Annotated in this window: 19 protein-coding genes; 7 read left to right on the top strand and 12 right to left on the bottom strand. The window is 60.3% G+C overall.

Features of this window, described 5'->3' with window-relative positions:
• Window positions 1-20: 20 nt before the first annotated feature.
• Window positions 21-1,469 carry a sodium:alanine symporter family protein gene (locus E7002_RS05640; protein WP_303727888.1) on the bottom strand — a complete coding sequence of 483 codons (1,449 nt, stop codon included), beginning with the start codon at window positions 1,467-1,469 and terminating at the stop codon, window positions 21-23.
• A 140-nt stretch (window positions 1,470-1,609) separates the two neighbouring features.
• Window positions 1,610-3,040, bottom strand: coding sequence for a helix-turn-helix transcriptional regulator (locus E7002_RS05635; protein ID WP_303727886.1), 1,431 nt, complete (start codon window positions 3,038-3,040; stop codon window positions 1,610-1,612).
• A 300-nt stretch (window positions 3,041-3,340) separates the two neighbouring features.
• Here E7002_RS05635 and E7002_RS05630 point away from each other — a divergent pair, with 300 nt between their 5' ends.
• Window positions 3,341-5,086, top strand: coding sequence for an FAD-dependent oxidoreductase (locus E7002_RS05630; protein ID WP_303727884.1), 1,746 nt, complete (start codon window positions 3,341-3,343; stop codon window positions 5,084-5,086).
• A gap of 179 nt (window positions 5,087-5,265) precedes the next feature.
• Complete coding sequence (locus E7002_RS05625) at window positions 5,266-7,035, top strand: DUF6020 family protein (protein ID WP_303727883.1); 1,770 nt, start codon at window positions 5,266-5,268, stop codon at window positions 7,033-7,035.
• A gap of 15 nt (window positions 7,036-7,050) precedes the next feature.
• Here the strand turns inward: E7002_RS05625 and E7002_RS05620 are convergent, their stop codons facing one another.
• The 5 genes from E7002_RS05620 to E7002_RS05600 form a co-directional block, all read right to left on the bottom strand.
• Window positions 7,051-7,998 carry a patatin family protein gene (locus E7002_RS05620; protein ID WP_303727882.1) on the bottom strand — a complete coding sequence of 316 codons (948 nt, stop codon included), beginning with the start codon at window positions 7,996-7,998 and terminating at the stop codon, window positions 7,051-7,053.
• Window positions 7,999-8,085: 87 nt separating this feature from the next.
• On the bottom strand, window positions 8,086-8,973 hold the full coding sequence (locus tag E7002_RS05615) for a DmsC/YnfH family molybdoenzyme membrane anchor subunit (protein ID WP_303727880.1): 888 nt from the start codon (window positions 8,971-8,973) through the stop codon (window positions 8,086-8,088).
• A 153-nt stretch (window positions 8,974-9,126) separates the two neighbouring features.
• A complete protein-coding gene (locus E7002_RS05610) occupies window positions 9,127-9,960 on the bottom strand; it encodes a DmsC/YnfH family molybdoenzyme membrane anchor subunit (protein ID WP_303727879.1) in 834 nt (277 codons plus the stop codon).
• Between the two features lie 13 nt (window positions 9,961-9,973).
• Window positions 9,974-10,594 carry a DMSO/selenate family reductase complex B subunit gene (locus E7002_RS05605; protein ID WP_303727877.1) on the bottom strand — a complete coding sequence of 207 codons (621 nt, stop codon included), beginning with the start codon at window positions 10,592-10,594 and terminating at the stop codon, window positions 9,974-9,976.
• 14 nt (window positions 10,595-10,608) lie between these two features.
• A complete protein-coding gene (locus E7002_RS05600; protein ID WP_303727875.1) occupies window positions 10,609-13,062 on the bottom strand; it encodes a DMSO/selenate family reductase complex A subunit in 2,454 nt (817 codons plus the stop codon).
• A 231-nt stretch (window positions 13,063-13,293) separates the two neighbouring features.
• Between E7002_RS05600 and E7002_RS05595 the strand changes: the two genes are divergently transcribed.
• Complete coding sequence (locus E7002_RS05595; RefSeq protein WP_303727873.1) at window positions 13,294-14,898, top strand: helix-turn-helix transcriptional regulator; 1,605 nt, start codon at window positions 13,294-13,296, stop codon at window positions 14,896-14,898.
• 75 nt (window positions 14,899-14,973) lie between these two features.
• Here E7002_RS05595 and E7002_RS05590 read toward each other — a convergent pair whose 3' ends face one another.
• Window positions 14,974-16,392, bottom strand: a complete 1,419-nt coding sequence (locus tag E7002_RS05590; RefSeq protein ID WP_303727872.1) for a sodium:alanine symporter family protein — start codon at window positions 16,390-16,392, stop codon at window positions 14,974-14,976.
• Between the two features lie 167 nt (window positions 16,393-16,559).
• On the opposite strand from E7002_RS05590, the gene E7002_RS05585 reads away from it, so the two are divergent.
• Genes E7002_RS05585 through E7002_RS05570 form a run of 4 tightly spaced genes read left to right on the top strand, consistent with a single transcriptional unit; the run spans window position 16,560 to window position 19,705 of the window.
• Complete coding sequence (locus E7002_RS05585) at window positions 16,560-17,129, top strand: ECF transporter S component (RefSeq protein ID WP_303727870.1); 570 nt, start codon at window positions 16,560-16,562, stop codon at window positions 17,127-17,129.
• Between the two features lie 2 nt (window positions 17,130-17,131).
• Window positions 17,132-17,989, top strand: a complete 858-nt coding sequence (locus E7002_RS05580; RefSeq protein ID WP_303727868.1) for an energy-coupling factor transporter ATPase — start codon at window positions 17,132-17,134, stop codon at window positions 17,987-17,989.
• Complete coding sequence (locus E7002_RS05575; RefSeq protein WP_303727866.1) at window positions 17,986-18,909, top strand: energy-coupling factor transporter ATPase; 924 nt, start codon at window positions 17,986-17,988, stop codon at window positions 18,907-18,909. The genes E7002_RS05580 and E7002_RS05575 overlap by 4 nt, the downstream gene beginning before the upstream one ends.
• On the top strand, window positions 18,902-19,705 hold the full coding sequence (locus E7002_RS05570) for an energy-coupling factor transporter transmembrane protein EcfT (RefSeq protein ID WP_303727865.1): 804 nt from the start codon (window positions 18,902-18,904) through the stop codon (window positions 19,703-19,705). Before E7002_RS05575 ends, E7002_RS05570 begins: the two co-directional genes overlap by 8 nt.
• A gap of 90 nt (window positions 19,706-19,795) precedes the next feature.
• On the opposite strand, the gene E7002_RS05565 is transcribed toward E7002_RS05570, so the two are convergent.
• The 4 genes from E7002_RS05565 to E7002_RS05550 all read right to left on the bottom strand — a co-directional run bounded on the left by E7002_RS05565 (window position 19,796) and on the right by E7002_RS05550 (window position 25,370).
• Entirely contained in the window at window positions 19,796-20,116 is a 321-nt protein-coding gene (locus tag E7002_RS05565) for a DUF1292 domain-containing protein (RefSeq protein ID WP_066660367.1), read from the bottom strand.
• 199 nt (window positions 20,117-20,315) lie between these two features.
• Window positions 20,316-23,114 (bottom strand): protein translocase subunit SecD, encoded by a 2,799-nt coding sequence (gene secD / locus E7002_RS05560; RefSeq protein ID WP_303727863.1) that lies wholly within the window; start codon window positions 23,112-23,114, stop codon window positions 20,316-20,318.
• Between the two features lie 182 nt (window positions 23,115-23,296).
• Window positions 23,297-24,445, bottom strand: coding sequence for a tRNA guanosine(34) transglycosylase Tgt (gene tgt, locus E7002_RS05555; protein ID WP_303727862.1), 1,149 nt, complete (start codon window positions 24,443-24,445; stop codon window positions 23,297-23,299).
• A gap of 34 nt (window positions 24,446-24,479) precedes the next feature.
• The gene (locus tag E7002_RS05550) at window positions 24,480-25,370 is read right to left on the bottom strand and encodes an HAD family hydrolase (RefSeq protein ID WP_303727861.1); all 891 of its coding nucleotides are present in this window, start codon (window positions 25,368-25,370) and stop codon (window positions 24,480-24,482) included.
• Between the last annotated feature and the right edge of the window lie 116 nt (window positions 25,371-25,486).

The raw sequence follows: 25,486 nt of genomic DNA, 5'->3' as shown, positions 1-25,486 counted from the left end.
CGCCCAGCAGAGAGAAGGCGCTACTTCTGCAGTTGCGGAATAACCGCCTCGTCCACTTCGTCGAGGTTCTTCTCGTACACGTAGTGATTCGTGCCAGCGGCCACAACGCCACCCAGAGCAAGCACGGCGATGCAGTTCGGAACGGCCATGAGCGCATTGGTGATGTCGGAGATGTTCCACACCAGCTCGCCGCCGCCAATGCAGCCCCAGAACACGAACAGCAGGAACACCACCTGATACGGACGAATGCCCTTCTTGCCGAACAGGTACATAACGGCGCGATTGCCGTACGTGGACCAGCCAAGCATAGTGGAATAGGTGAACAGGATCATGCCCACGCCCAGCACCAACGGGCCCAGCACGGGAATGGAGCTAAAGGCCGTGGTGGTAAGCTCGGCGGCCGCGGTGATATCGCCTGCCAGGATGCCCGCCTCGATGCTGGGGTTAGCCAGCATGGTGGAAACGAGCATGATGCCCGTAATGGCGCAGATGATTACCGTATCCCAGAACGTGCCGCTCATGGAAACGAGTGCCTGTCGCGCGGGGTTCTTCGTAGTTGCATTCGCGGCGACCAGCGGGGCGGAACCCAGGCCAGACTCGTTGCTGAACAGGCCGCGCTTGAAGCCATACTGCAAAGCCAGGGCGATACCGCTACCCACAGCGCCGCCAAACGCCGCCTGGCCCGTGAACGCGCACGTGAGAATGAGGCCCACGGCTTCGACCACATACTGGCCGTTCATGCAGATAATGACGAGGCATCCCGCAGCGTACAGCACGGCCATAAGGGGAACCAGGCGCTCGGTGACACGCGTCACGCTCTTGATGCCGCCAAGGATGACCACGCCCACCAGAATGACCAGGAAGACGCCAATCATGGCATTAGCGCCCATGGCCTGGGCACCCGATTGCAAGTCGGGAATGTAGGCGGTCACTACGCCGGCCAGGGCGTTCGACTGCACCGATGCGCCAATGCCGAAGCTGGCAACGAATGCGAACACGGCGAACAACACGGCAAGCACGCGACCAAGCTTCTTGTGCTTCAGGCCGCGCTCGAGCGCATACATGGCACCGCCGAGCATTTCGCCATTGGCATCGCGCACGCGATACTTCACGGAAATGTACGTTTCGGCATACTTCGTGGCAATTCCGAACACGCCGGTAATCCACATCCAGAAGATGGCACCCGGGCCACCCGCGAGTAGGCCCGTTGCCACGCCCACAATATTGCCCGTGCCAATGGTGGCCGCAAGGGCCGCCGTAAGGGCGCCAAACTGGCTTACGTCACCTTCCGCATCGGCATCGTCGCTGGAAAACGAAAGCTTGATGGCCGTTCCGATCTTACGCTGGATGAACTTGGTTCGCACCGTGCTGTAGATGTGCGTGCCCAGAAGCAAGGCGATCATCGCCCAGCCCCACACGAACGAGTCGATTTCGCTGACGATGTCGCTAAATGCCGTAATGAAATCCATGGAAGCCCCTAGCTGTTCCGGGAAAAATTTCGCCTATTGTAGCGAGCAAGGGGCCCTCCGCAGGTTTCCAGGGCGTTAAAAATCTGCGGAAGGCGCTCTTTGCACGGCGATGTACCACAGTAAAGTGCGATAGTGCGACACTAGCTTCGCTCGGCCAGGTCGATGAGCTCCTGATGCGAATGCACGCCCAACTTGCTGTACACGTGCTTGATATGACTTTTCGCGGTATTGCGCGAGATGGTGAAGTGGTCCATGATGAAGCGCCCATTGCGGCCACGCGCCATCATGATGAATATTTCGGTCTCGCGCGGCGTGAGCCCCGCCTTGTGGGCGATGGCTTCGCATCGCTCCCGCCACGGATCGGCTTCCTCCTCGGCCTCCTCCTCGTCATGCAAGGGTGCCTCGAGGTGCGCGACCACGGCTTCACGCGGCAGCTCGATCACGCCATTGATGGTATCGGTAAAGCTGAACGAGCGAAACGCAACCCATAGGAACGCGAAGAACAGAAAGGCGACGACCAGCGCAAACGCTGCTGCCATAAAGGGATCGCCGGGCAGGAACCCATTGGAGGTATGCCCAAGCACGGCACCGATATCGGTACCAACGCTGCTCGCCATGCGCGCGATGCACACCACGGGCAGGAAGCTGAAGAAGCTACGCCTGCCAATGCCCCAGAACACCATCCACAACAGCACGGAGAACGTCTCAAAGCCCAGATGAATGAGGGTATTCGGAGCCGTAGAACCCGCATGGAACCCGAACACAAGGGGCGCCACCATCAACCCCGCCATCATAAGCAGGGCCGAAAACGAAAACAGCGTGTCTTCCTGTCGCTTATCGCGAACAAGCAGCAGATAGAGCACGATAAGCACGACCACGAAGCCATCCAAGCCAGTAGGTTGCGGGGCATTGTCTATTTCGTTGAGCGTAAGGGCGTAACCATTGCCCAATCCGAACAGAAGCGCGCAGAAAAAGAGCGCATGACCAGGCGAGATGAAGGAAGAAGGGTCCGCCAAGGCCAAGTCGAGGGCGGGCTCGCCCCTGCGTACGCGTTCGCACGACCCCCTGCCGAACCGATAGCCCAGGCAAAGGCCCACCAAGCCGCACACCGCAATGCCGATGGGGCCCGTGGATGGGCTTAGGCATTCAACGAGAAACGGGCTCGCAGCGTAATCGACCAACTGGGCAAACGCGACCACGGCCGCAACCTGCCTCACGTCTTCCAATTCCAGCAGGGCAAGCGCGGCGAACAGGGCGAAAATGCCAGACGCAACAGGGCGCACGTACATGCCAAGCGAGGCGATCGCCCCATTGCCCCACGTCGCGCCGCACGCCATGAGGGCACCCGAAAGAACGAACGCAGCAAGTGCCACGACAAAGAGCACCCGTGCATTGAGAAAGCGGGGGCGATAGAGCGCACACAAGGCGATGAGCAGGAACACCAGACCGCCAAGGAATGTGGACAGCTCACGCGCCGCCCCGAACGTAGGAGCGATGAACGAATAGACGTGGGCATTAACGATGGTGCCCGAAAGGGACATGCATGCGAACACACCGATAAGTGCGAACACCCGCGGATTGAAAACGCCTATGGCGTCTGCGACTTGTTTTCTCCCTATCATGATTCCTCCCGCGCTCATTGTATGCGCGACTTCTGCGCGCAGGCAATGCCCAATGCGCACCCACCCTATCTCCACCTGCGATTATTCAGAAAGCTCACCCCAGTGGGGTGTGAAGGCTCGATTCACATTTCGTCCACAAAATGCCCCCAATGGGGCGGTGACCACCCCACGCAAGGCGCCGTATGGTGGGGCCACAGACCGCGGGCAACCGTCCGCGGCATGGGAGGAATCAAAATCGAGGAGTTGAACATGAGCAAAGCAACGACCCATGGCATCAGTCGTCGCGGCTTCCTTACCGGGGCCGCAGGAGCAAGCGCGTTGGCTGCACTCGGCCTTGCGGGCTGCAGCACGCCGAAGAACGCGAGCCAGAAGGAGGCGGACAAGGTTGCCGCAAGCGCCACCGAAACGACCGACTGGCTGGGCGAGGCACCCGAAATCGCCGCAAGCGACATCAAGGAGACCAAGGACGTTGACATTCTGGTCGTGGGCGCGGGCATGAGCGGCATCGTCGCCGGCGCAACGCTTGCCGACCTGGGCGCAAACTTCGCCATCATCGACAAGGGCGGCGAGCCCGCAGCCAGCCACTTCGACATTGGCGCCATTCACTCGCGCTGGCAGAAGGAGCAGGGCATCGACTTTTCCGAAGGCCGCTGGATCAACGAATGGGCACGCTACGCTTCGTTCAAGAACGACCAATCCGTCGCCCGCACCTGGATCGAGAACTCGGGCGCAACCGTCGAATGGCTCGTTGACACCTACACCGAGTTCCTAGGCGAGCCCGCAACCGCCATCGTTGACGTGGAAAACGGCAGCGACGGCCGCGCTGGTGGCACGAACTACTTCATTCCGCCCGAGTGCCATCATGTGGTGAAGGCCAACTACGACCCCAACAGCAAGGATGCGCGCATCGACCACGTGGAAGAGCTCACCAAGTTCATCCAGTCCAAAGGCGCCGAAGTCACGTACAGCACCGAACTCGTGAAGCTCATTCGCGAGGAAAACGGCCCCGTCACGGGCGCCATCTGCAAAAACAGCAACGGTTACGTGCAGTACAACACCACCAAGGGCGTCATCCTGGCATGCGGCGGCTACCCCGCCAACCCCGAAATGCTGAAGGCACGCTCTCCCGAGACGGTGAAGTGCGTTACCAGTCTGAACTACAACCAGAACAACACGGGCCAGGGCATCAAGGCCGCTGCCTGGGTAGGCGCGGAACTCGACCCCGTGGGTGCCACGATGGTGTTCGACCGCGGCATCGTAGAGCCGGGCGTAGATGCTGGCTACGTAGACGAAAAGGCCGGCACCTGGGCCACGAACGGCCAGTTCAATTTGGGCAGCCAGCCCTTCCTGACCGTCGACCGCCACGGCATGCGCCTGTGCAACGAGAGCGGCAACTACGATAGCCGCCCCTTCGCCGCAGCAAGCCATCCCGGCGGCGTATGGTGCCAGGTCTTCGACGTGAACGCACCCGAAGACGTGCAGCGCTTCCAGACGCAGGGCTGCTCGGCCATGACCTGGAAGAGCGCTCTGAATGGCCACACCGTCGACGAGGCCTACGACGAGAAGTACATCAGCAAGGGCCTGCTCATGAAGGCCGACACGCTCGACGAACTCGCCGATAAGCTGGGCTTCAAGGGCGAAGACAAGACCAACTTCCTGAAGACCATCGAAGAGTACAACGCCATGTACGATGCAGGCGAGGATACGCAGTTCGGCAAAGAGGCCTATCGCCTCTCCGCCATCCGTCAGGCTCCGTTCTACGGCGCTTGGTACGGCGGCAGCCTGCTGACCACCATCGACGGCGTGCGCATCAACAAGGATACGCAGGTCATCGACTCCGACGGCAACGCCATCGAGGGCCTGCATGCCGTGGGCACCTGCTCGGGCAGCTACTACGCGGGCAACTACCCCGTGTACCTGGTTGGCAACTGCCTGGGCCGTCAGGTGACGTTCGGCCGTTACGCCGCCCGCTTCCTGGCCGGAGACATCCACTAAGCCATCTCACCATATCCCATCCCTCCCAGACGGGGCCGCAGTCATCACGACCGCGGCCCCGTCGCTTGCAATGACCACCCATTCGTAGGCATTCTGCTATAGTTTTCCACGTGAGACTATCAACCGAAAAACTCCCGCTCAGAATCGTCGCCTCGCTCTGCTTTGCGGGCGGGTGCACGATGCTCTACACGCGCGGAACCCCCCTTGCCGCGCGCATCGTCTGCGCAGTCGTGCTGCTCGTCGCAGCATTCGCCATCGGGGAACTCTACGTTCGCAAGCAAGATACGCTCGACAAAGAAACGCGACGTACCATCAATCGCTGCGCACTTGTGTTTGGCATCCTATTCGCCCTAGCCGCCGTTGCGGGGCATGCCGTCTACAAAGACAATACCCTGAACGAAATAATTGCCTCGCCCAAGGCAATCGCCCGAACGCTTATCTCGCTCTTCGGCACTAGCGTAGTTGTCATGCAAGCATGCTCTCTTATCTGGGGATTCCTGGAAGAACACGACAATGCAGACAAAGCAGGCAAGCGCTCGCTCTCATCACGCACGGTGTTCTTCATCTCGTGGGCATTTCTCTTCGTAGCGTGGATTCCCACACTGCTTGCATTCTGGCCCGGGACATTCTCGTACGACATGCCCAGGCAAGCAAGCTACATATTCACCGGCGAATACACGAGCCATCACCCACCCCTGCACACATGGATCATAGGGCTGTGCCTGAATGCCGAAGGTTTCATGGGCCTGCGGGGAATTACCATCTACGAACTCGTCCAAATGCTCGTAATTTCCGCGTCGCTGGCTTCGCTTATCGCATTCCTCCATGCCCGCAGAATGCCCCGAGCGCTGGTCATCGCCTCGGCTATACTCTTCGCCTGCCCGCTCACGAGCATTATGACGCTCTGCCCCACCAAGGACGTCTTCTTCGCGGCGTTCTTCATCCCCCTGCTCATTCAACTATGCCGCGTTATCGCCAACCCCGAGCAACGAATCGCGCATATCCCCACACTCGTTTCGATTTCCCTGCTCGCACTGGCTTGCTGCCTCTTCAGAAATAACTTCGTGTACGCATTCGTGATCGCCGTAATTCCCTGCATCGCGGCATTGCCAAAGCGCAAACTTGTCAGCGCCGCCCTCATTACGCCGATTGCGCTTACGCTCATCATCACAGGCCCCGTGTACAATGCGCTAGGCATCGCAAAAGGTGCCAACCGCGAGGCAATCAACCTGCCCATCAACCAAGTCGCATGCGTGCTAGCCAACGAACGAGACACGCTGAGCCAAGACCAAATAAACGCGCTAAGCGCATTCTTCGACGTCGACAAGGCGGCGAAAAAGTTCAACCCGCGTTTCGCCGATCCGGCGAAGAACCTGTTCACTACCGACGACAGCAACACTGCAAAGTTCCTGGAGCTATGGGCAGCCATCGGCCTTGCCCATCCTACGAGCTACCTGAATACTGCGCTCTCGCAAAACCTACCATATTGGTATCTGGGCGCACCGCCCGTAGACTCCTATTCAAAGCGCGTCTTCCTGGAAACCAACAACCGCGAATCTGAGTATTACCAAGTAACGCTCGATTCCAAGATTCCGGCTTACTGCGACTTCCTGAATGGCCTGGCCACGTTCGAAACGCTGGACAAGATTCCCTTCGTACGCGTGGCGTTTTCGCTGGCCATGCCACTTTGGATCATGTTCTTCGGAGCCCTGTCGCTCATTGGGCGCAGCAAAAAGGAGTGGAGCAGGTCGCTCGTATTCCTCGTTCCGCTCGCATTCCTGCTCACGTTCTTCGCGGGCCCCGTGAGCAACATGCGCTACGTCATACCGCTCTTCCTGGCATCGCCGCTGTTCCTGTGCGCCATCGTCTTTCCCAATCGCCTGTTCGCAAGCGAGAAAGACGGCGAAAGCCACCCAGCGCACGGCCGGCACGTCGCGGTGCAAAGGTAACGCGCCAGGCCCAGTCTAGCGCTCGATATGCCCCTCTAGGAACGCGAGCATGGCGGGCAATTCGCGGTGAGCCTGCTCCCAGCCCATGTCGTAGCTCGCTTGCAGTGCGGCCTTATCGGTCGTACCGCTTTCCACGTTCATGCCCTCGGCATAGAACACGTACGCCTGCCCCTCGGCCTGCAAACGCTCGATTTCCTCACATTGGGCGTTGTACGCATCGGCCCTGCGGGCAAGCGCTTCGCGCAGACGGGGCCTACGCCAGAGCATGGCGTTCGTGAGCTTGGCCACGAACCCATGCGGATCCTGCTTGCGATACTCCTTCGGACGCGTGCGCACAATGAAGAAGCGCGTAAAGCCATCAGCCTTCGCCTTAGGCAGCATGAACCCGGCGCCCTCCCCCAGGCCGCCATCGTAGTAGCGCTTGCCATCCACTAACGGCGGAGGCATGAGCAGGGGAAGCGTAGACGACGCACGCACGCGAACCATTACCTCGTCGAGCGTGGAAAGCTCACGTTTCGTCCAGTACACGGTGCGACCCGTATCGCGCTCGAATGACGAGATGGTGCACTTCGCAGGGTTGGCGGCAAACGTCTGGAAGTCGTACGGCAGGAACCCACCTGGCTTGCATGCCTCCTGGTAGATCTTGCGCGCGTTGAACATGCCCTTGTGCAGCAGCAAGCTTCTCATGCCACCGAAATCATCCATGTCCACCAGGTCGACGAACGAGCGCTTCACGCGATCGCTATCCCGGGAAAGGTAATTGACCGTATTGCTGGCGCCAGCCGACAAACCGTATACATTATCGAAGTAGAGGTCCTGTTCAAGAAGGGTGTTCACCACGGCAGCCGTATAGCTTACGCGCATGCCACCACCCTCGAAGATGAGCGCCGTATCGAAGATATTGCTCGTGAGCTCGCCACCATGAAGGCCGCGCCCCATCATTTCGCTTTCGTGCTGCGTCATATGTCCATCGCCCGTTCATCGCGTATTCGGTATTCGATGAACCATCATACCCGAGCCACGGCACAGAAAAGCCCGAAATCGGCCAGATTAGACGCCCAGGCCAACCGTAAGATGGAGCAAATAGAACGCAAAGCGCATAGCAAAGAGGGCGAGCAGCATGAGTATCGACGAAGCAACGCGAAAGGCAAACGGATGCCCCACGTTGTTCCTGAACGAAAGAACATGCACCACCAAAGCCGCAACAGCCAGGATGGCATATGCCACCAGAAGCCAGCCGTATTCGGGCGCAATGTCGCGAACGCTATACAAGTAGTTGCTCACCTGCGACAACGCGCCCATCTGCAGCACATACACAGCAAACAGGGCCGCCGCAGCGGTAGCAGACACCGCGATCAGCGCCCACCCTATGCGGGAAGACTTCGCATCGCACCCAGCGACATGCATGCCTAGCGAGGCAATGATAGGGCCCAGGGCAAACGCACCCAGGGCAATGGAAGCGGGCACGAAGGGCGTGGCCCACGTAATGATGGTGGATACGTTGTAGGCAAACGAGACGAACCCAATGAACACGAATGCAGCGGGAATGACCAAGATCATGAGCGCGCGCTGCAGCGTGCGATGCCGCCCTTCGGCAAACCCGATGAGCCAGATGAGCGCGGCACACGCCAGAAACGCAACCGCCGCGGAAACCTCATTCGAAAGAGGCGAACGCCCGATGCCCATAATAACGTACAGCGCATTCGCAGGATTGCCCAAGTGCGTAGCGCTGGCGATAAGGCCAATCATGCACAAGACGAGGGGCAGGCTGAGCGCCTTGTTGAGCGAAGCGCGAGAATCCTCGGGGAGACTACGGCTGAACAGGGGAAGCTCCATAAGAACGTATGCTATGGCAGAGGCCGGCGCCAAGCTGGTAAACAACGCTAGGGTAATCTCGCCCAGCGCATTTGCCAGCGCGATTTCCATTCCGCTACCCATGTCCACCTCCTGCATTGCGAGCACGGACAGTATATCAGGGAAGGCCGACGGCTCGAAACCGGCGACCTTCCACGTCAAGATGATGCCGGCCGTCTAGGGGGTGACGGCCGACCTAGGAAATGGAGCCCCGATAGGAGTCGGGGCTCCCGGGCATTACATAATGGACAGGCCCACGGAAAGCTGCATCGCGTAGAATGCCAGGCGAAGAGCCAGCGCGCCGATGACGACGAGCACGATGGCCACGGCGGCCACGGAAGCGCCACGCTTCCAGGCAGCGCCAGCGGCAACGGCGGCAGCAATCACGCACACGCATCCGATGACCAGGGCGGGCATAGCCGCGGCAACCAAGTTGGAACCCGCATACAGCGCGGTGCTCTCGCCCGACACCATAGCGGCCATGCATGCACCACCCGCAATGGCGGCGATGGCGCCCACGTAGCCCATGGCGGTAAGCGCGCCGCTGGCCTTGGATGCGCCCTCGGCAGAAGCCAGGACGAACGAACCCATAGCAGCGCCGCCTACGAGCGTGAGGCCCACCATTTCGGCGATGGTTGCCCAGCTATTCCACGACTGAACGGTGCCAATCATGTAGGCAAGGCCCATGAACAGGCCGAACACCAGGCCAAGTACGCCAGTTACGCCCAGCAGGCCCTTGCGGGCACCCGCGGACAGCTTGCCCGCGTTCGCCAGCGCCACGTAGATGATGGCCACGATAGTGAACAGACTACCCGCGCAAATCTCGTTCGTCAGCGGGCTGCGGCCCAGGCCAGCCACCACGTTCACGGCATTAAGCGCGTTGGACAGGTGGAAGAAGGCGCAGATGAAGCCAATGATCACAAACGCCAGGGGAATCCAGCTCGCACGGTCGACGCGAGCCTGCTGCCCCTCGTCGAGCTGCACGGAGAAACCGGCCAGCGCCAGGGCGCAGAACGCACCAGCGCCAATTGACGCAAATACCGTGAACAGCGCCAAAGGCAGTTCGGACATAGCGGCCTCCATGCTAGATCACCTCCAGGGGATTCATAACCACGCCTTCGCCGCTTTCGGCGGGACGGGCATCGTCGGTGGGCTTGATGTACAGGTTGGGATTGGTGTAGCTGGAAGCAGGCAGCGGCGCAATGTTGCCACGTTCGCCCAGCTTGGCCATTTCCTCGACCGTGCCAAACTCCAGGGCGCGCAGGGGGCAAGCATCCACGCAGATGGGGTTCTTGCCTTCGGCCACGCGGTCCTTGCAGCCGTCGCACTTTACGCTATGGCCAACGGAACGATCCACCTTGGGAGCGTTGTAGGGGCAGGCCATATGGCAGTAGCCGCAGCCAATGCACTTGGTCTCGTCAACGGAGACCAGACCCGTTTCGGGGTCCTTGTGCATAGCGCCCGTGGGACACACCTGCGTGCAAGCGGGGTTGTCGCAGTGGTTGCAGCTCATGGAGATGTGGTACATAAACGCGGTAGTGGTGTAGGTGCCATCGCCAGCGTCTTCCCAGTTACCACCCTCGTAGTCGTACACCTTACGATAGGCGACTTCGCTGGACAGGTCGCGGTAATCCTTGCACGCCATTTCGCAGGTCTTGCAACCAGTGCAGCGCGTCGTGTCCAGATAGAACGCGTATTGAGTCATCTTGTCCTCCTCCCTTAGGCCTTGGCCACTTGGGCGATGATGGAATGAGCGGGACCGTTGCCCTTGGCAAGCGGCGTGGGACGGTAGGTGGTCAGCGTATTCACGCAGCCGCCCTTGTCGATCTTGTCGCCGTCCATGTCGGCGTCATGCCAGGCGCCCTGCGGGATGCCGATGGTGCCGGGAATGATGCGCTCGGTTACCTTCGCCTCGATCTGCATCTTGCCAGCGGGGCTGCTCACCAGGCACATATCACCATTGGCAATGCCACGGGATTCCGCGTCGATGGGGTTGATCCACATCTGCTGGCGGCACGCCTGCTTCAGTTCCTCGATGAAGCCGAAGCTGGAATGCGTGCGGGACTTGTAGTGGAAGCCCGAGCAATACAGCGGGTACTCGCTCGTCACGCTGCCATAGCCTTCGGGGCCAGCCCAGAACATCGGGATGGCGTGAATCTCTTCATCCTCTTCCAGCTCCCAGGTCTCGGCGATCGTAGCCAGCGTCTCGGAGTAGATCTCGATCTTGCCGGAAGGAGTGCCCAGCGGGTTGGCAACGGGGTCGTTGCGGAAGTCCTCCAGGCCGATGGCGGGTTCGCATTCCATCTTGAACACGCCGTCCTTGCGAATCTGATCCCAGGTGGGCATGGTGATGCCGTAGCCCTCAACGGGGTCGGCGGCAGCATCGCGGCCCTTGTTGTACAGGTACTCGACCCATTCCTCGTAGCTGCGGCCCTCGGTGTACTCGTCGCGGAAGCCAAGCTTCTCGGCGATGTCGGCGCACACGTCGTAGCTGTTGCGGCACTCGCCCGGGGCTTCCTGAGCAGGACCGCCCACGGTAACGCCCGTGTAGTACTCGGAATAGCCCTGCGTCTGCATGTTCAGCACTTCGGAGCGCATCATGTCGGGCAGCAGGATATCGGCGTACTTGGCGGAGTCGGTCATGACCGTATCCCACACCAAAATGAACTCGCACTTGCTCTCGTCAGCAAGGATTTCGTGCGTCTTATTCACGTCGCCGTGCTGGTTGGTCAGGCAATTGCCGGCGAAGTTCCACAGGAACTTGAGGTCGGTGCCCAGCTCGTCGGCACCCAGGATGCCGGAATTCAGCGCAGTCATCTTCTTGCCGTGGTCAACCGCGTTCAGGTACTGGTACACGGGAAGCTGCGTCTTGTTGGGGTTCTTGAAGGGAATGTTGCCCACCAGATATACGGGAGGCTCGGCTTCGCGCTGACCCGTGTTGGTGCCAGGCAGGCCAATCTGGCCAAGAACCACGGGAACCATGGAGATCATGCGCGACGTATCCTCGCCGTTGCTATGACGCTGCGGACCCCAGCCCTGGCATACGAAGGGAGCCTTGGCGCTTTCCAGGTCCTTGGCGAGCTCGCGGATGCGGCTAGCGGGAATCTGGGTGATGGGAGCAGCCCACTCGGGGGTCTTCTCGACCATGTCGTAGCCCTCGCCCATGATGTAGGCATAGAACGACTTGTTCTTGCCCTTGGCGCTTTCGGGCATGGTCTCCTCATCGAAGCCCACGCAATAGGTATGCAGGAAGTTCAGGTCGGCCTTGCCGTCCTTGATGAACTCGTGAATGAGGGCAGCGCACAGGGCAGCGTCGGTGCCGGTGCGGATGGGCAGCCATTCGTCGGCATGGCCCGAAGCGCTCTCGTTCATGCGGTAGTCGATGTTCACGACCTTGCCGCCGCGGCTCTTCACGCCTTCGCGAGCGCGAGCGAAATCCCACGTTGCATTAGCGCCACCCATGCGGGTGTCGGCGGGGCTGTTGCCGAACATCACGATCAGGTCGGAATGCTGCTCGGCCTCCGTGAAGGAACTGGCATTCACGTTGTCGTAGGGGCTGAATACGCTACCCAGTTCTTCGTCGAAGCCAAACATATAGGGCATCGCCGCGGAAAGCTGATGGGTAGAGTAGTCGTACAGCTGGCTCACGTAGCCGCCGGCAAGGGAGAGCAGGCGATGGCCCACCTTCGACATGCTGAAGTACGTGCCCGTACCATACATAATGTAAATGGAATTGGGGCCATACGTCTTGTAGGTGTACTCAAGCTGATCGGCAATGGTCTGAATGGCCTCGTCCCAGCTAATGCGCTCGAACTTGCCCTCGCCACGCTTGCCAACGCGCTTCATGGGGTACATCAGGCGGTCGGCGTTGTTCAGCCAACGACGCATGGAACGGCCACGCAGGCAGGCGCGCGCCTGGAAGTCGGCGTCACCCGTGTTGTCCGTCTCCATGTAAGCGACCTTGCCATCGCGCACGTGCCACTGGAAAATGCAGTTGCCACCGCAGTTCACGTTGCACTGGCTCCAGGCAATGGTGTCAGCATCGGCCGCATGTGCTTCGCCGGCGCTGAAAAGCTCCTGCGAGGCAACGGCGGTTCCGCCTGCTGCAGCCAGGCCCGCAAAAGCGCCCGACGTCTTCACGAACGAGCGCCTGGACATGGATTGCTCCGTCATGCTTCTCCTCCTCTTTCGTCTTGTCTGCTGCGTCGCGTCAGATACCCTTCCCACACGCGACGGTGAATCCACCCTACGCCGTTCGCCGGAACGCCGTGTCACATGAAAGGTGGTAATTTCCCGTTTGCCCAGGTAGATTGCGTCACCCATGCACCCATAGCCCAAGCGGTCGCGCTATACTGCGTGCTCAACACTCCATCGGTTACAATGTCTACGGGGGAAAGGAGGGGTATGCGAAATAGCATCGAACAGGCCTTGCGGCCGTCGGTTGCCATCCTTGGCTTCGCGCTCTTCCTGGCTATCAATGCAGCAAGCGTATGGGGCGGCGTGTTCCCGTTCCTGCCGCTGGAAAACCAGACGCACGAATTGCTCTTCTGGTTCTACTTCGCGCAATCCGTTTCTTTCTTCGCGATGTTCCTCATCTGCGCGCGCTTGGTATACGTTTCGCATGTGCAGCGCCCCTTCATGCTTACCACGTCGGGCGCGTCCACGTCGTATGGCCTGGGATGGATTTGCCTCATCGCATCCATCTACGCGTACGACTTCGCCCTGCCGCTGCTTATTGCCGCAGGCGTGCTGCTGGGCAGTGGCGCGGCGGAATTCTACTTGCTCTGGCAGCGCTACTTCGCCAGCACCGAACCCGACCAGGGCACGCGCGCCATGATTGCCGGCGCCGTATACGCTGCCATTATCTACGCAGCCCTCTACCTCATTCCGCGCGCCGTTACCGCATTCCTCATCCCCGTGGTGTTCCTTCCGCTATTCGGACTAGCCCTCACGCTCAAGAACAGGGAAATTGACTTCGCCCAGCCTATGTTCATGGACAGCCCGCGCGAAAACAGGCGCGTATACGCTCGCCTCATCCGCGGCACCATGCGCGCCACGCTGGCCATTGGCGCCCTGGCATTTTGCGCGGGCATCATGCGCGCACTTGCCATCGACAATCCCAGCATTGGCTCGCTCGTGAACATCCTTTCCATGTTGGGCATGTTGGCCGCGGCATCCGTCTTGCTATATTTCTGGCGCGCCCGCGGCCTGAACCTGAGCATCACGCGCCTCTATCGCGTGGTGTTCCCCCTGGTCATCACCGCACTCGTTATCGTACCGCTCTGCCCCGAGGGCTATATGCGATGGCTGGCTGCTGGCCTGTATGCCCTCTACGCCATTGCCACCCTGCTCGTTATGCTGCAAACAGCCCAGATCGCGCGCGACCAGGGCATTCATCCCGTATACGCCTTCGGCTCCATTGGCGGCATCGTATACGCCATGCACGACATGGGCTTTCTCATTGGCAGCGCGGGCGACCAGATGGCCCTTTCCGGAACGGACCCCATCATCTTCACCACCGTGGTCACCATCTACCTGCTGGCACTCATGTTCTTCGTGAGCACCATCGACTTCAAGAAGGAACAGGCCGATATGTTCAGCGACGACCATATCGAGCTCATCACGCCGCGCGCACCCCGTCTCCAGGCGCCTCAGACCACAAGCCAGGACGTCGAACAGGAAACGCCAGCCCTGCCGCCCGTGGAGCAGGCGAAAGCAGAGCCCGCGGGCGACCTTTCCGATTTCTCACAGCCAAGCACCACGAGCAACGGCTGGCGCGACCGCATCGACAAGCAGGCCAAGTTGCTGCAACGCGATTTCGGCCTATCGAATCGCGAAGCCGAGGTGGTCAAGCTCGTATGCCAGGGCAACACAGTGCCCAGCATCTCCGAGCAGCTCTACATTTCGGAAAACACCGTGCGCACGCACATGAAGCGCCTGTACGCGAAGCTGGGCATCCACAAGAAGCAGGAGCTCATCGACCTGGCGCATTCGTACAAGACCAGGTAAATTCCTAGAAAAGCAACGAGGCGGCCCCAAGAGCCGCCTCGCATCATTTACTTGAACCCAAGGAGCCCGTACGCCCTATCGCGCACTCACCACGGGGATTTCCGAATCATCAGCCTCGTCAAGGTGACCGTCGTACACGTAATGCTTTGTTTCACGCGCGATGATGCCCGAAAGGGCCAGCACGATGATGATGTTGGGAATAACCATGAGCGCATTGCCAATGTCGCTGATCGTCCAGACCACATCGCCCACGCCCAAAGCGCCGGCAATGCCAACCAAGACGTAGATAACCTGGTAGGGACGCGTTCCCTTCTGGCCGAACAAGTACACCACGCAGCGATTGCCGTAGTAGCTCCAACCCAAGATGGTGGAATACGCGAAGCTCACCATGCCCAGCACCAAAATGGGCGTTCCCACGTACGGAATGCTGCTGAATGCGGCGCTTGCCAGAGCCGCGCCTTCGGTGATGGTACCGCCATCGATGATTCCGGGGTTCGCGAGCAGCGTGGACGTAAGCACGATGCCCGTGATGGCGCAGATGACCACCGTGGACCAAAACGCACCCGTCATGGCAACCAAGGCCTGGCGTGCGGGATTGCGCGTAGCGGCGGCAGCCGCCACGATGGGAGCGGTGCCCAGGCCGGCCTCGTTGCTAAACAGGCCACGTGCGCAGCCATACTGCAGCGCCACCATGATGCCGCTACCCACCGCACCGCCAAAGGCGGCCTTGGGTGTAAACGCGCATTCAAAGATGGTGGCAATGGCGGGGCCAACGTACGGTGCGTTCAGAATCAATATGATGGCGCAGCCCAGCACGTACACCACCGCCATGATGGGAACAAGCTTTTCGCACACGCGCGCAATGGACTTCACGCCGCCGAAGATGACGAGCGCCACGCACAGCGCGATGATGATGGCGATGGCCGCTGCAGGCACGCCCGGGAAGCTCGACTCGATGATGCCCGTCATGGCCGCGGACTGCACGGCGCTACCCGTGCCCAGCGTGGCGACAATGGCGAACAGGCAGAACAAAACGGCACCCGTATGCGCCCAGCGAGGTGTACTGCCGTCGGGGCGCTTGAACGCGCGCTCCCAGGCATACATGGCACCGCCAAGCATTTCCCCGCGAGAATCCTTCACGCGGTACTTCACGGCCGCGTAGACTTCCGTGTACTTGGTTGCCATGCCGAAAACGCCCGTGATCCACATCCAGAACACGGCACCCGGGCCACCCGCCAGAATGGCCGTGGCAACGCCCACGATGGAACCCGTACCCACCGTTGCGGCAAGTGCCGTAGCAAGGGCGCCGAACTGGCTCACGTCGCCTTCAGCGTCTTCATCTTGAGCAACCGAAAGCCTAATGGCCGTGGGAAGCTTGCGTTGAATGAACCCCGTACGGAACGACAGGAAAAGATGCGACCCAAGGAGCAGGCAAATCATGACCGGCCCCCATACGAATGCATCAACTTGATTGAGTATCGCGATAATATCCATAGCAGGTCAAAAGTATACGTGTTTACGGCCATTCGCGCACTCCATCATGATAAAGCGCACATTCCGTGTCGTATGCGATGGCAACCGCTCCCCATCCCTTGCCTGCATATGGCTACGCTATAATGAGCGCTTGCGAATCATAAGCATTCACAGGGAAAGAAGATCGCATGCCTACGATGCAAAACACCAACCGCTGGGAGACGAAGGAACTCGTAATCATGGCCCTCATGTGCGCCATCAGCGTGATCCTGAGCTTCATCGAATTCCCCATCATCCCCGGCATCACCTGGCTGAAATTCGACGCCTCCGCCATGCCCGCCATGGTGAGCGGCTTCGCATACGGCCCCGTGGCCGGCATCGTCGTGGGCATCGTGAGCGCGCTTATCCACGCCATGATCATGGGCGACTGGGTAGGCGGCCTCATGAACGTCATCGTCATCATCGCCATGGTTGGCCCCAGCGCCGCCATCTACGCCCGCAAGCATACGTTTGCCGGTGCCGTTACTGGCCTGGTCGTGGGCATCGTCTGCATGACTGCCGCCGCCATCGTGTCGAACCTGATCATCGACCCGTTCTACCTGGGCATGCCCCTGGAAGCGGTTGCCGGCCTGATCCTGCCTGCGCTCCTGCCGTTCAACATCGCAAAGAGCGTCATCAACTCGGTGCTCACCTTGGTGGTCTACAAGTCCATCAGCAACCTCATCACGCCTAAGAAGAGCCAGGTGAAAGGCCGATAGCTATGGCCACTAGCCAGTCCCGCCCCATAGTCGACTTTCAGGAGGCCACGTTCACCTACGACGGCGAGCACCTGGTACTGAACGGCATCGACCTCGCAATCCAAGAGGGTGAGTTCATTGCCATCCTGGGCGGCAATGGCAGCGGCAAGAGCACGCTCGCCAAACACGTCAACGCCCTGCTCGCGCCTGATTCGGGTTCGGTGCACGTCCTGGGTCGCGCCACGTCCGACGCCCAGGAAACGTACTTCATCCGCAGCAAGGCGGGCATGGTATTCCAAAACCCCGACGACCAGCTGGTAGCCAGCCTCATCGAAGACGACGTTGCCTTTGGCCCGGAAAATCTGGGCATTCCCAATCCCGAACTGCGCAATCGCGTTACCCACGCGCTCGAGCGCGTGGGCCTGCAGGGCTTCGAACTCCGCGAGACCACGGCCCTTTCGGGCGGGCAGAAACAACGCGTGGCCATTGCCGGCGTGCTCGCCATGCAACCGCGCATCCTCATCCTCGACGAAGCAAGCGCCATGCTCGATCCGCGTGGTCGCGCGGGCCTGCTGCGCGTGGCGCACGAACTGAACGACGAGGGCATGACGGTCATCATGATCACGCATTTCATGGAAGAAGCCGCACAAGCCGACCGCGTATTCGTGATGGAAGCGGGCACCGTTGCCCTTTCTGGCACGCCAAACCAAGTGTTTTCCCAGATAGACAAGCTAGCACACCTGCATCTGGACACGCCCTTCGCGGCGCGCATGAGCCTTCTGCTGCAGGAACGCGGCGTACCCGTACCCGTGTGCATGTCCGAAGAAGAGCTCGCGCGCGAGGTACGCACGCTGCTCGCAGGAGAAGGCGGCCAGGCATGATCGAATTCCAGAACGTAAGCTACACGTACCGTACCGCCGAGGGGAAACGCGCACGCAAGAAGCGCAACGAACCCGCCGAGGTGCCCGCCGACTGGGGTAATGCGCCCTCGGCCTATTGGGCGCTCCACAACGTGAGCTTCACCCTGAACGACGGCGAGTTCTTCGGCATCGCCGGGCACACTGGCAGCGGCAAGAGCACGCTCATTCAGCATATGAACGGCCTGCTGCAGCCCTCGCGTGGCTATGTGCTGGTCGACGGCGTGGACATTGCGGAAAAGAACGCGGCCACCAAGGCGCGCTCGCACGTAGGTGTGGTCTTCCAGTACCCTGAACATCAGCTGTTCGCCGCAACGGTATTCGAGGACGTCGCCTTCGGCCCGCGTAACATGGGCCTTTCCAGCGAGGAAGTCGAACGCCGCTACGTCGAGGCCATGAAGCTCGTGGAGCTCGACCCCGAACAGTTGCGCGACATAAGCCCCTTCGAGCTTTCGGGAGGTCAGCAGCGTCGCGTTGCTTTTGCGGGCGTACTGGCCATGCAGCCGAAGACGCTCATCCTGGACGAGCCCGTGGCGGGCCTAGACCCTCACGCACGCGAGGAGTTCCTTGCGTTCATCCAGCGCCTGCACCAGAACGAGGGACTTACCGTGGTCATGGTATCGCACGACATGGACGACCTGGCCCGCTTCTGCGACCGTATCCTCATCCTGAATCGCGGCGAGGAATTCGCGCTGGGCACGCCCGATGAGGTTTTCGCCGACGCGGAAGCCTGCAAGGGAATCGGCCTGGGAGTGCCTGCAGCGCAGCACTTGGCAAACACCCTGGCCAGCGAAGGCGTTACGCTGCCCGCACGCAATGGGCTCTACACTGCCAACGAGCTTGCGGACGCCATCGCATCGCTCTACGAGGCCGCCCATGAATAGGGCGCTGTTCGGCAAATACTGGCCGGGCGAAAGTCCCCTGCATCGCATGGACTCGCGCGCCAAGCTTACGTTCGTGGTGCTCGTGATGGTGGCCATCTTCTGCGCCGGCTCGTACGCCGCGCTGGGCCTTTGCGCGGCATTCCTGCTTGCATGCATCCTCATCGCGCGCATTCCCCTGCCCCAGGCCGTGCGCTCCATCGGGCCGCTGTTCTTCATCGTGGTCATCACGGCCCTGCTCAACGTCTTCTTCGTGCAGGGCGGGACGGTCTACGTTGCCGCAGGCCCCCTGCAGATTAGCCAGGCGGGCATACACAACGCCGTGTTCCTGGGCATTCGCCTTACGCTGCTGCTCATCGACGCCAGCCTGCTCACGCTTACCACCACCACGCTCGACCTTACCGACGGCATCGAAGCCGTTCTGGCGCCGCTGCGCCGCATAGGCTTCCCCGCTCATGAGTTCAGCATGATCATGGGCATTGCACTGCGCTTCGTGCCGCAGTTCGTCACCGAACTGCACACCATTCGCGCCGCCCAGCTCTCGCGCGGGGCGAAGCTTGCCACCAGCCCGCTGAAGGGCGGCATCTCGAGCCTAACGAGCCTCATGATTCCGCTGTTTACCAGCGCGTTTCGTCATGCGGAAACGCTTTCCGCGGCCATGGACGCGCGCTGCTACCACGGCGCAGAGGGCCGCACGAAGCTGAAGCCGCTCGCATTCACGAGCGTCGACGCACGCGGGGCAATCGCCGTAGCGTGCCTCATCGTTGCAGTTATCGCGCTGCGCGTTGTGGGGCTATAGCCCTACAACCCAATGAAATAGAAAAGGCCCGGATGACCCCGAACTGGCACATGCCAGGCAGGGCCCATCCGGGCCTTCCAACTTCATGCACTATTCGAAGTCGTACAGGTCCTTCGCGGCAATCTTGAACTCGTTGTAAGCGGCGATGGCCGTATCCTCCTCGGTGACGAGCTCGAATGCCAGGGGCTGACCCTCTTCATCGAGCTCGGTGACTTCCATGACCAGGATCTCGCCCGAAGAAAGCGCAGGCTCGTCTTCCGTAACGGGGAAGAAGAAGCCATAGCGAGCCTCGTTCATGAGAATGAGGCCCAGGAACTCCAGGTTAACCTGCTCGCCCTTCTCGTCCTCGAACGTAAAGACCGTACCCTCCTGCTCGGGCGGGGCAAAATTCGGTGCGCTTCCAGTCCTCATAACCCTATCCTTTCACGCGCCATAGCGCAGTCGTATTCGTAATTGCAGCTACCATAGTAGCGCCTTGCCAACCCCCACGGCTCGCGCACGCAGCGGCACCACAGCAAAGGAAGAATTCCGTTGCGGCCCCGTAATGCGGGCACGAAAAAACCGGGCCAGGTACACCCCAGCCCGGTTCAAAAGACCCATGTAAGAGCGACTACTCTTCAGTGCCTTCCGACGTGTGCTTCGCAGCCTCCTCGGACGCCTCTTCGAACTTCTCTCGATCGACGATGCGAATCTCGGGCTGGGCAGCCTCATGCGTCTTCTTTTTCTTCGCCTGCTTGCGCGCAGCCGCACGCTTTTCCTTGGCAATCTGCGCTGCGGATTTCTGCTCGGCCTGCTCCTGCTGCTTCGGCTGAGCAGCGGCTTCCTTTTCGGCTACGGCCACAGCGGGCTTCGCCGCTTCCGCCTCCTTTTCGGGAGCAGCATAGGTAAGCGAGCCACGCGACGTTGCAAAGCGACCGACCTCGTTGCCATACTTCTTCGTGAGGTTCACGTTCTTTTCCTCGCGAGACTTCCAAATGGCGAACAGCGGGCAGGCGATGGCGATGGACGAATACGCACCGGCGAGCAGGCCGATTACCATGGCGAATGCGAAGTCCTGCAGCGTTTCGCTACCGAACAGCAGCATGGCGAAGACCGGGATGATCGACGTGAGCGTGGTGTTGATGGAGCGGATGAATACCTGGTTCATGGAATGGTTTGCCATGGTCATGAACGTGCAGGGCACTTCCGAATGCTCCATATTGTCGCTGATACGATGGAACACAACCACCGTGTCGTAGAGCGAGTAACCCAAGATGGTAAGCAGCGCGGCAATTACGTTGGGGTTGATCTCGCGACCGACCAGGGCATAAATGCCCACGACGAGCAAGATGTCGTGCACCAGGGCCACAATGGCGGTAACGCCCATCTTGTACTGACGGAAGCGCAGCGCAATGTACGCAATGATCAGGATGAACGAAACGATGAGGGCGATGAACATGGACTGGATGACGCTCGCGCCCCAGTCAGGGCCGATGGTGCTCACCTGGAAATTGCTGGAAGACAGGCCCAGGCCGTTGGCAACCGCCGTGGCCTCGCCAGCCGATTCCGCAGCGTCGGCATTCGTGGTGCGCACGATGAAGCCGGCCTCGCCGTTGTTCGTCGTGGTCTGGATGACGGCGTCGGACTCGCCCGCATCGGCAAAGGCGCTACGCATCTGATCGGTGGTCACGCTGCCCGTGTCGGTAAACGTGATGCTCGTACCGCCAACGAACTCAATGCCCAGGTTCAAACCGCGCACGCCAATGATAACGGCGCTCAGCACCATGACGACGGCGGCGATGGTAAGGAACACCTTGCGGTAACCCAGGAAGTTGATGTCATGCTTGATGAAGCGGCCCTTCACCTTAGAAGCGGCCTTCGCGGCAACCGTGCCGCGCTCGCCGCCCTTGCGAGTCGCATAGGTCTCGTTGTCAGCGGAGTTGATAGCTTCCAGGGAAACGGACGTCTCAACCGTTTCGCCTTCAGCTTCCGAAAGCTCCTTGTACACGCTGGCCGCCGCCTGGCAGTCGCTCACGCCCCAGAAGCCCGGATGCTTCGCGATGGCATGCGGAGCAAGCAGGCGAATAAGCGGAGCCTTGAAGATGAGCATCATCACGATGTCGCACATAATGCCCAGCGCCAGCGTAAGGCCGAAGCCCTTGACGCCACTAGAAGCCAGGAAGAACAGCGACAAAGCCGTAACCAAAGACACCAAGTCGGCGTCGATGGAGGTCAGGATGCCGTGACGAACGCCCGTGATGGACGCCGCACGCACGCTACGCCCGAAGCGAATTTCCTCCCTGAAGCGCTCCAAGGTAAGAATGGACGAGTCGGCCGCCATACCAATGGTAAGAACGATGCCGGCAACGCCGGAAAGGGACAGGCTAAACAGGCCGAAATGCGAAAGCGTGGCAAGCAGGCCCAGATACAGCACCGAGAACACCGCAATGGCGGCGGCGGTGATCATGCCCAGGCCATGATAGAAGAACAGCAGGTAGAGCATAACCAGCAGGATGCCAGCCAGAGCCACGAGCACGCCGGATGCCAGGGCGTCCTGACCAAGCGTGGGGCCTACCGTCTGGCTCTGCGCGTAGGTGAAGCTCACGGGCAGCGAGCCGCTTTCGAGCACCGTCTTCAGCGCCTTGGCCTCGTCCTGCGAGTAGTTGCCGGTGATGGACACCTGGCCAGTGGTGATTTCGGACTGCACGGCGGGAGCGGAGTTCACCACACCGTCGAGGATGATGACAATCTTGCCGTGGTCGTCGACCAGATCGGCGCTGGCCTCAGCAAATGCCTGCGTGCCTTCGGCATCAAGCGTAATGTTGACCGCGTAGTACGGGCTGCCCTCGCTCTGCTTGTCGATGGTGACGCTCTGAATGTTCGCGCCCGTTACGATGGGAGTATACGTTCCCTCTTCAACGGTGAGCTGGGTGCCACCCTCCGAAGGAAGCGAGTTGCCGTAGTCGTCGGTAATGGTGGTTGACGTGGTGAGGTTACCGGAATCGATCTTCTGCTGCACCTCCTCGTCGGTGAACGAGTCGAGGCGAGCGAATTCCAGATTACCAGTGCGCCCGATGGTGTCGAGCGCGTCTTGCGTATCGGAGATGCCAGGAATCTGAACCAGAATCTGGTTGTTGCCCTGAATCTGAACGGTGGCTTCCGAAGCGCCCAAGGCGTTAACGCGCGACTCAATGATGTCGCGGCTGACTTCCATGTCTTCCTGGCTCACGCTATCGCCATCGGTGCTGTTTGCGGTAAGCACCACGGAAAGGCCACCCTGAATATCCAGGCCTTGGTTGATCTTTTCCTGCGGCGGCGTAAACATGAACACCGAGCCCACCACGAGGAGGGTGAGCAGGATGAGCAGCCAGACGTTGCGGCGGTTGTTGCCGCTTACATGCTTGCGCTTCTTGGTATTAGATTCTGCCATTAGATTCCCTTTGTTTCCCGTATTCGGGAGCCCTGTGCCCCCGTTTCGCCGCGTGCAAAACCCGCGGTTAACATTGCATTATGTCACAACAAGAAGAACCCTCCAACCGCATAACGCGCAGCGGGCCCCATTGGAGCCCGCCGAAGTAGCATATACGCGCGCCGAAAGGGCGTGATGTGATCCTAGTAGTCGTTCGCGCCAGCGCTGGCCATCCACGCCTCGTAGAATTCCTCGTACGCATCGGCCAAAACGGCTTCGCGCGCCTTCTCCATAAGATGGATGAGGAAGTACAGGTTGTGCTCGGAAAGCAGCATGCCGCCCAGCATCTCGTTCTGCTTCACCAGATGACGCAGGTACGCACGGCTGTAGTTGCGGCACACAGGGCAATCGCACTCGTGATCGAGCGCCGTGAAGTCGTGCGCGTACTTTGCGTTGCGCAGGTTCATGCGACCCTGGCTGGAAAACGCCGTGCCCATGCGGCCCGTACGCGTGGGAAGCACGCAGTCGAACATGTCCACGCCCTCGCGCACGGCGCGCACGAGCGTGGTGGGATTGCCCACACCCATGAGGTAGCGGGGACGATCTTCCGGAAGCGCACGCGTGGCCTCGCCCAGCGTTTCGAACATGACCTCATGGTCTTCGCCCACGGAATAGCCGCCAATGCCGAAGCCGGCAAACCCGCGCATGCCCGCCGCCTTGGCGCGCTCTTCTGCTTCCAGCAGACGCTTCGCGCTTTCCAGGCGCAAATCCATGTGCATGCCGCCCTGTTCGATGCCAAACAGGCCCTGGTCGGGGCGCGTATGCGCCATCAGGCAGCGCTCGGCCCACTCCCAGGAAAGCTTCGTGGATGCCGCGACGTCACGCTTTTCGGCCGGATAGCCAATGCACTGGTCGAGCTGCATGGCGATGTCGGCGCCGATACGCTGCTGGATGTCCATGTTGACCTCGGGCGTCCAGCGATGCTTGCTGCCGTCGTAGTCGAGCGCCTTGAAGTTCACACCATCGTTGTCGGTCTTCATCATGTGGTTCAGACTGAACAGCTGGAACCCGCCCGAGTCAGTGAGCATGGGGCCGTCGTAGTTCATGAACTTCTGCACGCCGCCGGCCTCTTCAAGGATCTCGACGCCGGGACGCATGTACAAATGGTAGGTATTCGCAAGCACGACCTGGCTTTTCAACTCGTGCAGCACGTCGACGGTAATGCCCTTCACCGTGGCATGCGTACCAACGGGCATGAACATGGGCGTGCGCACCGTGCCGTGCGCCGTTTCGAACGTAAGCGCGCGGGCGTTGCCGCTGCGCGCCTCAATGGTTACGTCAAATAGGGCCATAGTCTTCTTTCTTATCTTCCGTTAGTTGCAACGGCTAGCGAGCCGTGGTGGTAATCCGCATGCGTTCGTTTTCGTCCCACAAAGGCTGGGGCATGGCGTCGCGCCCATGCGCGATGCTGATGCCGCCATCGAGCGGAGAGCGATCGGGGTAGCCTTCCAATGCACGCTTGCTCTCGCAAACGGGCAGCTCGCGCGCCCAAGCGGCGAACTCTTCCATGGTGCCGTGCTTCACGCTGGCGATATCGAACCCGTTATCGTTGATGAGGTCGTCGGTGACCAGATAGGCATCCATGCCCGTTTCCAGGCAAGCCAGGTCGTCGATGGTGTTGTTTCCCACCATAAGCACGCGGCCGGGTTCGGCGCCTGCAATGGCCAGGTTTTCGTAGTAGTAGGCCGTCTGGGGCTTCACCGCCGTGCTGTTGTCGAAGCGCGTAATGCGCGCAAAATACGACGGGTCGACGTTTGCCCAGCGCAGACGCGCGAGCACGCCTTCCAGCGGGAACAGCGGCATGGTGGTCAGGTACAGCGGGTATCCCTTTTCCGCAAGGATGCGCACCGCTTCGGCAGCATGCGGGTTGGGCACGATGTCGCGCCCGCATTCGTCGAAATCGTTCTGGTAGAAATCGAAGAAGAAGTCGCGCGCTTCCGCCAACTCGCGAGCGTTCAGCGGGCATTCCTCGTCTTCGTGGGCCTGGGCAAACATGCGCCAGAACGCATCGGCGTTGGTCTCCTCGGGGGAATGACTGCTCATGGCATGCATGCCGCGATCGAGGCAATGGATGTAGAGCTTGGCATCCTTCCCGGCGTTGCGCAGCTTGCGTTCCAGGATTTCGTAATAGCGATCGAGAAACTGACGCACGGGCATGGGCAGCAACGTGCCGTCCATGTCGAAGAATATTGCGTCGTATGGCGCCAATGCTTGCATATACACCCCTTATCCGTATCTCGCATTCGATACTCGCACACGTACGCCCACGAACAAAGCAACCACGCGAAAACTGCGGAATCCTTTGAGCCCCAGACATTCGGGCACCCCAAACT

It is taken from the genome of Denitrobacterium detoxificans (assembly GCF_015062615.1).
GTDB classification, from domain to species: domain Bacteria; phylum Actinomycetota; class Coriobacteriia; order Coriobacteriales; family Eggerthellaceae; genus Denitrobacterium; species Denitrobacterium detoxificans_A.
Note: the sequence above shows the minus strand (reverse complement) of the source record. Positions and strands in the feature narration are given on the sequence as shown.

What these genes read in the sequence shown, in the direction of transcription:
- E7002_RS05610 (WP_303727879.1), bottom strand. Translation starts at nt 9,960, where the DNA reads ATGTCCGAACTGCCTTTGGCGCTGTTCACGGTATTTGCGTCAATTGGC.
- E7002_RS05600 (WP_303727875.1), bottom strand. Translation starts at nt 13,062, where the DNA reads ATGACGGAGCAATCCATGTCCAGGCGCTCGTTCGTGAAGACGTCGGGC.
- E7002_RS05595 (WP_303727873.1), top strand. Translation starts at nt 13,294, where the DNA reads ATGCGAAATAGCATCGAACAGGCCTTGCGGCCGTCGGTTGCCATCCTT.
- E7002_RS05590 (WP_303727872.1), bottom strand. Translation starts at nt 16,392, where the DNA reads ATGGATATTATCGCGATACTCAATCAAGTTGATGCATTCGTATGGGGG.
- E7002_RS05620 (WP_303727882.1), bottom strand. Translation starts at nt 7,998, where the DNA reads ATGACGCAGCACGAAAGCGAAATGATGGGGCGCGGCCTTCATGGTGGC.
- E7002_RS05625 (WP_303727883.1), top strand. Translation starts at nt 5,266, where the DNA reads ATGCTCTACACGCGCGGAACCCCCCTTGCCGCGCGCATCGTCTGCGCA.
- E7002_RS05570 (WP_303727865.1), top strand. Translation starts at nt 18,902, where the DNA reads ATGAATAGGGCGCTGTTCGGCAAATACTGGCCGGGCGAAAGTCCCCTG.
- E7002_RS05550 (WP_303727861.1), bottom strand. Translation starts at nt 25,370, where the DNA reads ATGCAAGCATTGGCGCCATACGACGCAATATTCTTCGACATGGACGGC.
- E7002_RS05630 (WP_303727884.1), top strand. Translation starts at nt 3,341, where the DNA reads ATGAGCAAAGCAACGACCCATGGCATCAGTCGTCGCGGCTTCCTTACC.
- E7002_RS05580 (WP_303727868.1), top strand. Translation starts at nt 17,132, where the DNA reads ATGGCCACTAGCCAGTCCCGCCCCATAGTCGACTTTCAGGAGGCCACG.
- E7002_RS05565 (WP_066660367.1), bottom strand. Translation starts at nt 20,116, where the DNA reads ATGAGGACTGGAAGCGCACCGAATTTTGCCCCGCCCGAGCAGGAGGGT.
- E7002_RS05575 (WP_303727866.1), top strand. Translation starts at nt 17,986, where the DNA reads ATGATCGAATTCCAGAACGTAAGCTACACGTACCGTACCGCCGAGGGG.
- E7002_RS05585 (WP_303727870.1), top strand. Translation starts at nt 16,560, where the DNA reads ATGCCTACGATGCAAAACACCAACCGCTGGGAGACGAAGGAACTCGTA.
- tgt (WP_303727862.1), bottom strand. Translation starts at nt 24,445, where the DNA reads ATGGCCCTATTTGACGTAACCATTGAGGCGCGCAGCGGCAACGCCCGC.
- E7002_RS05605 (WP_303727877.1), bottom strand. Translation starts at nt 10,594, where the DNA reads ATGACTCAATACGCGTTCTATCTGGACACGACGCGCTGCACTGGTTGC.
- secD (WP_303727863.1), bottom strand. Translation starts at nt 23,114, where the DNA reads ATGGCAGAATCTAATACCAAGAAGCGCAAGCATGTAAGCGGCAACAAC.
- E7002_RS05640 (WP_303727888.1), bottom strand. Translation starts at nt 1,469, where the DNA reads ATGGATTTCATTACGGCATTTAGCGACATCGTCAGCGAAATCGACTCG.
- E7002_RS05615 (WP_303727880.1), bottom strand. Translation starts at nt 8,973, where the DNA reads ATGGGTAGCGGAATGGAAATCGCGCTGGCAAATGCGCTGGGCGAGATT.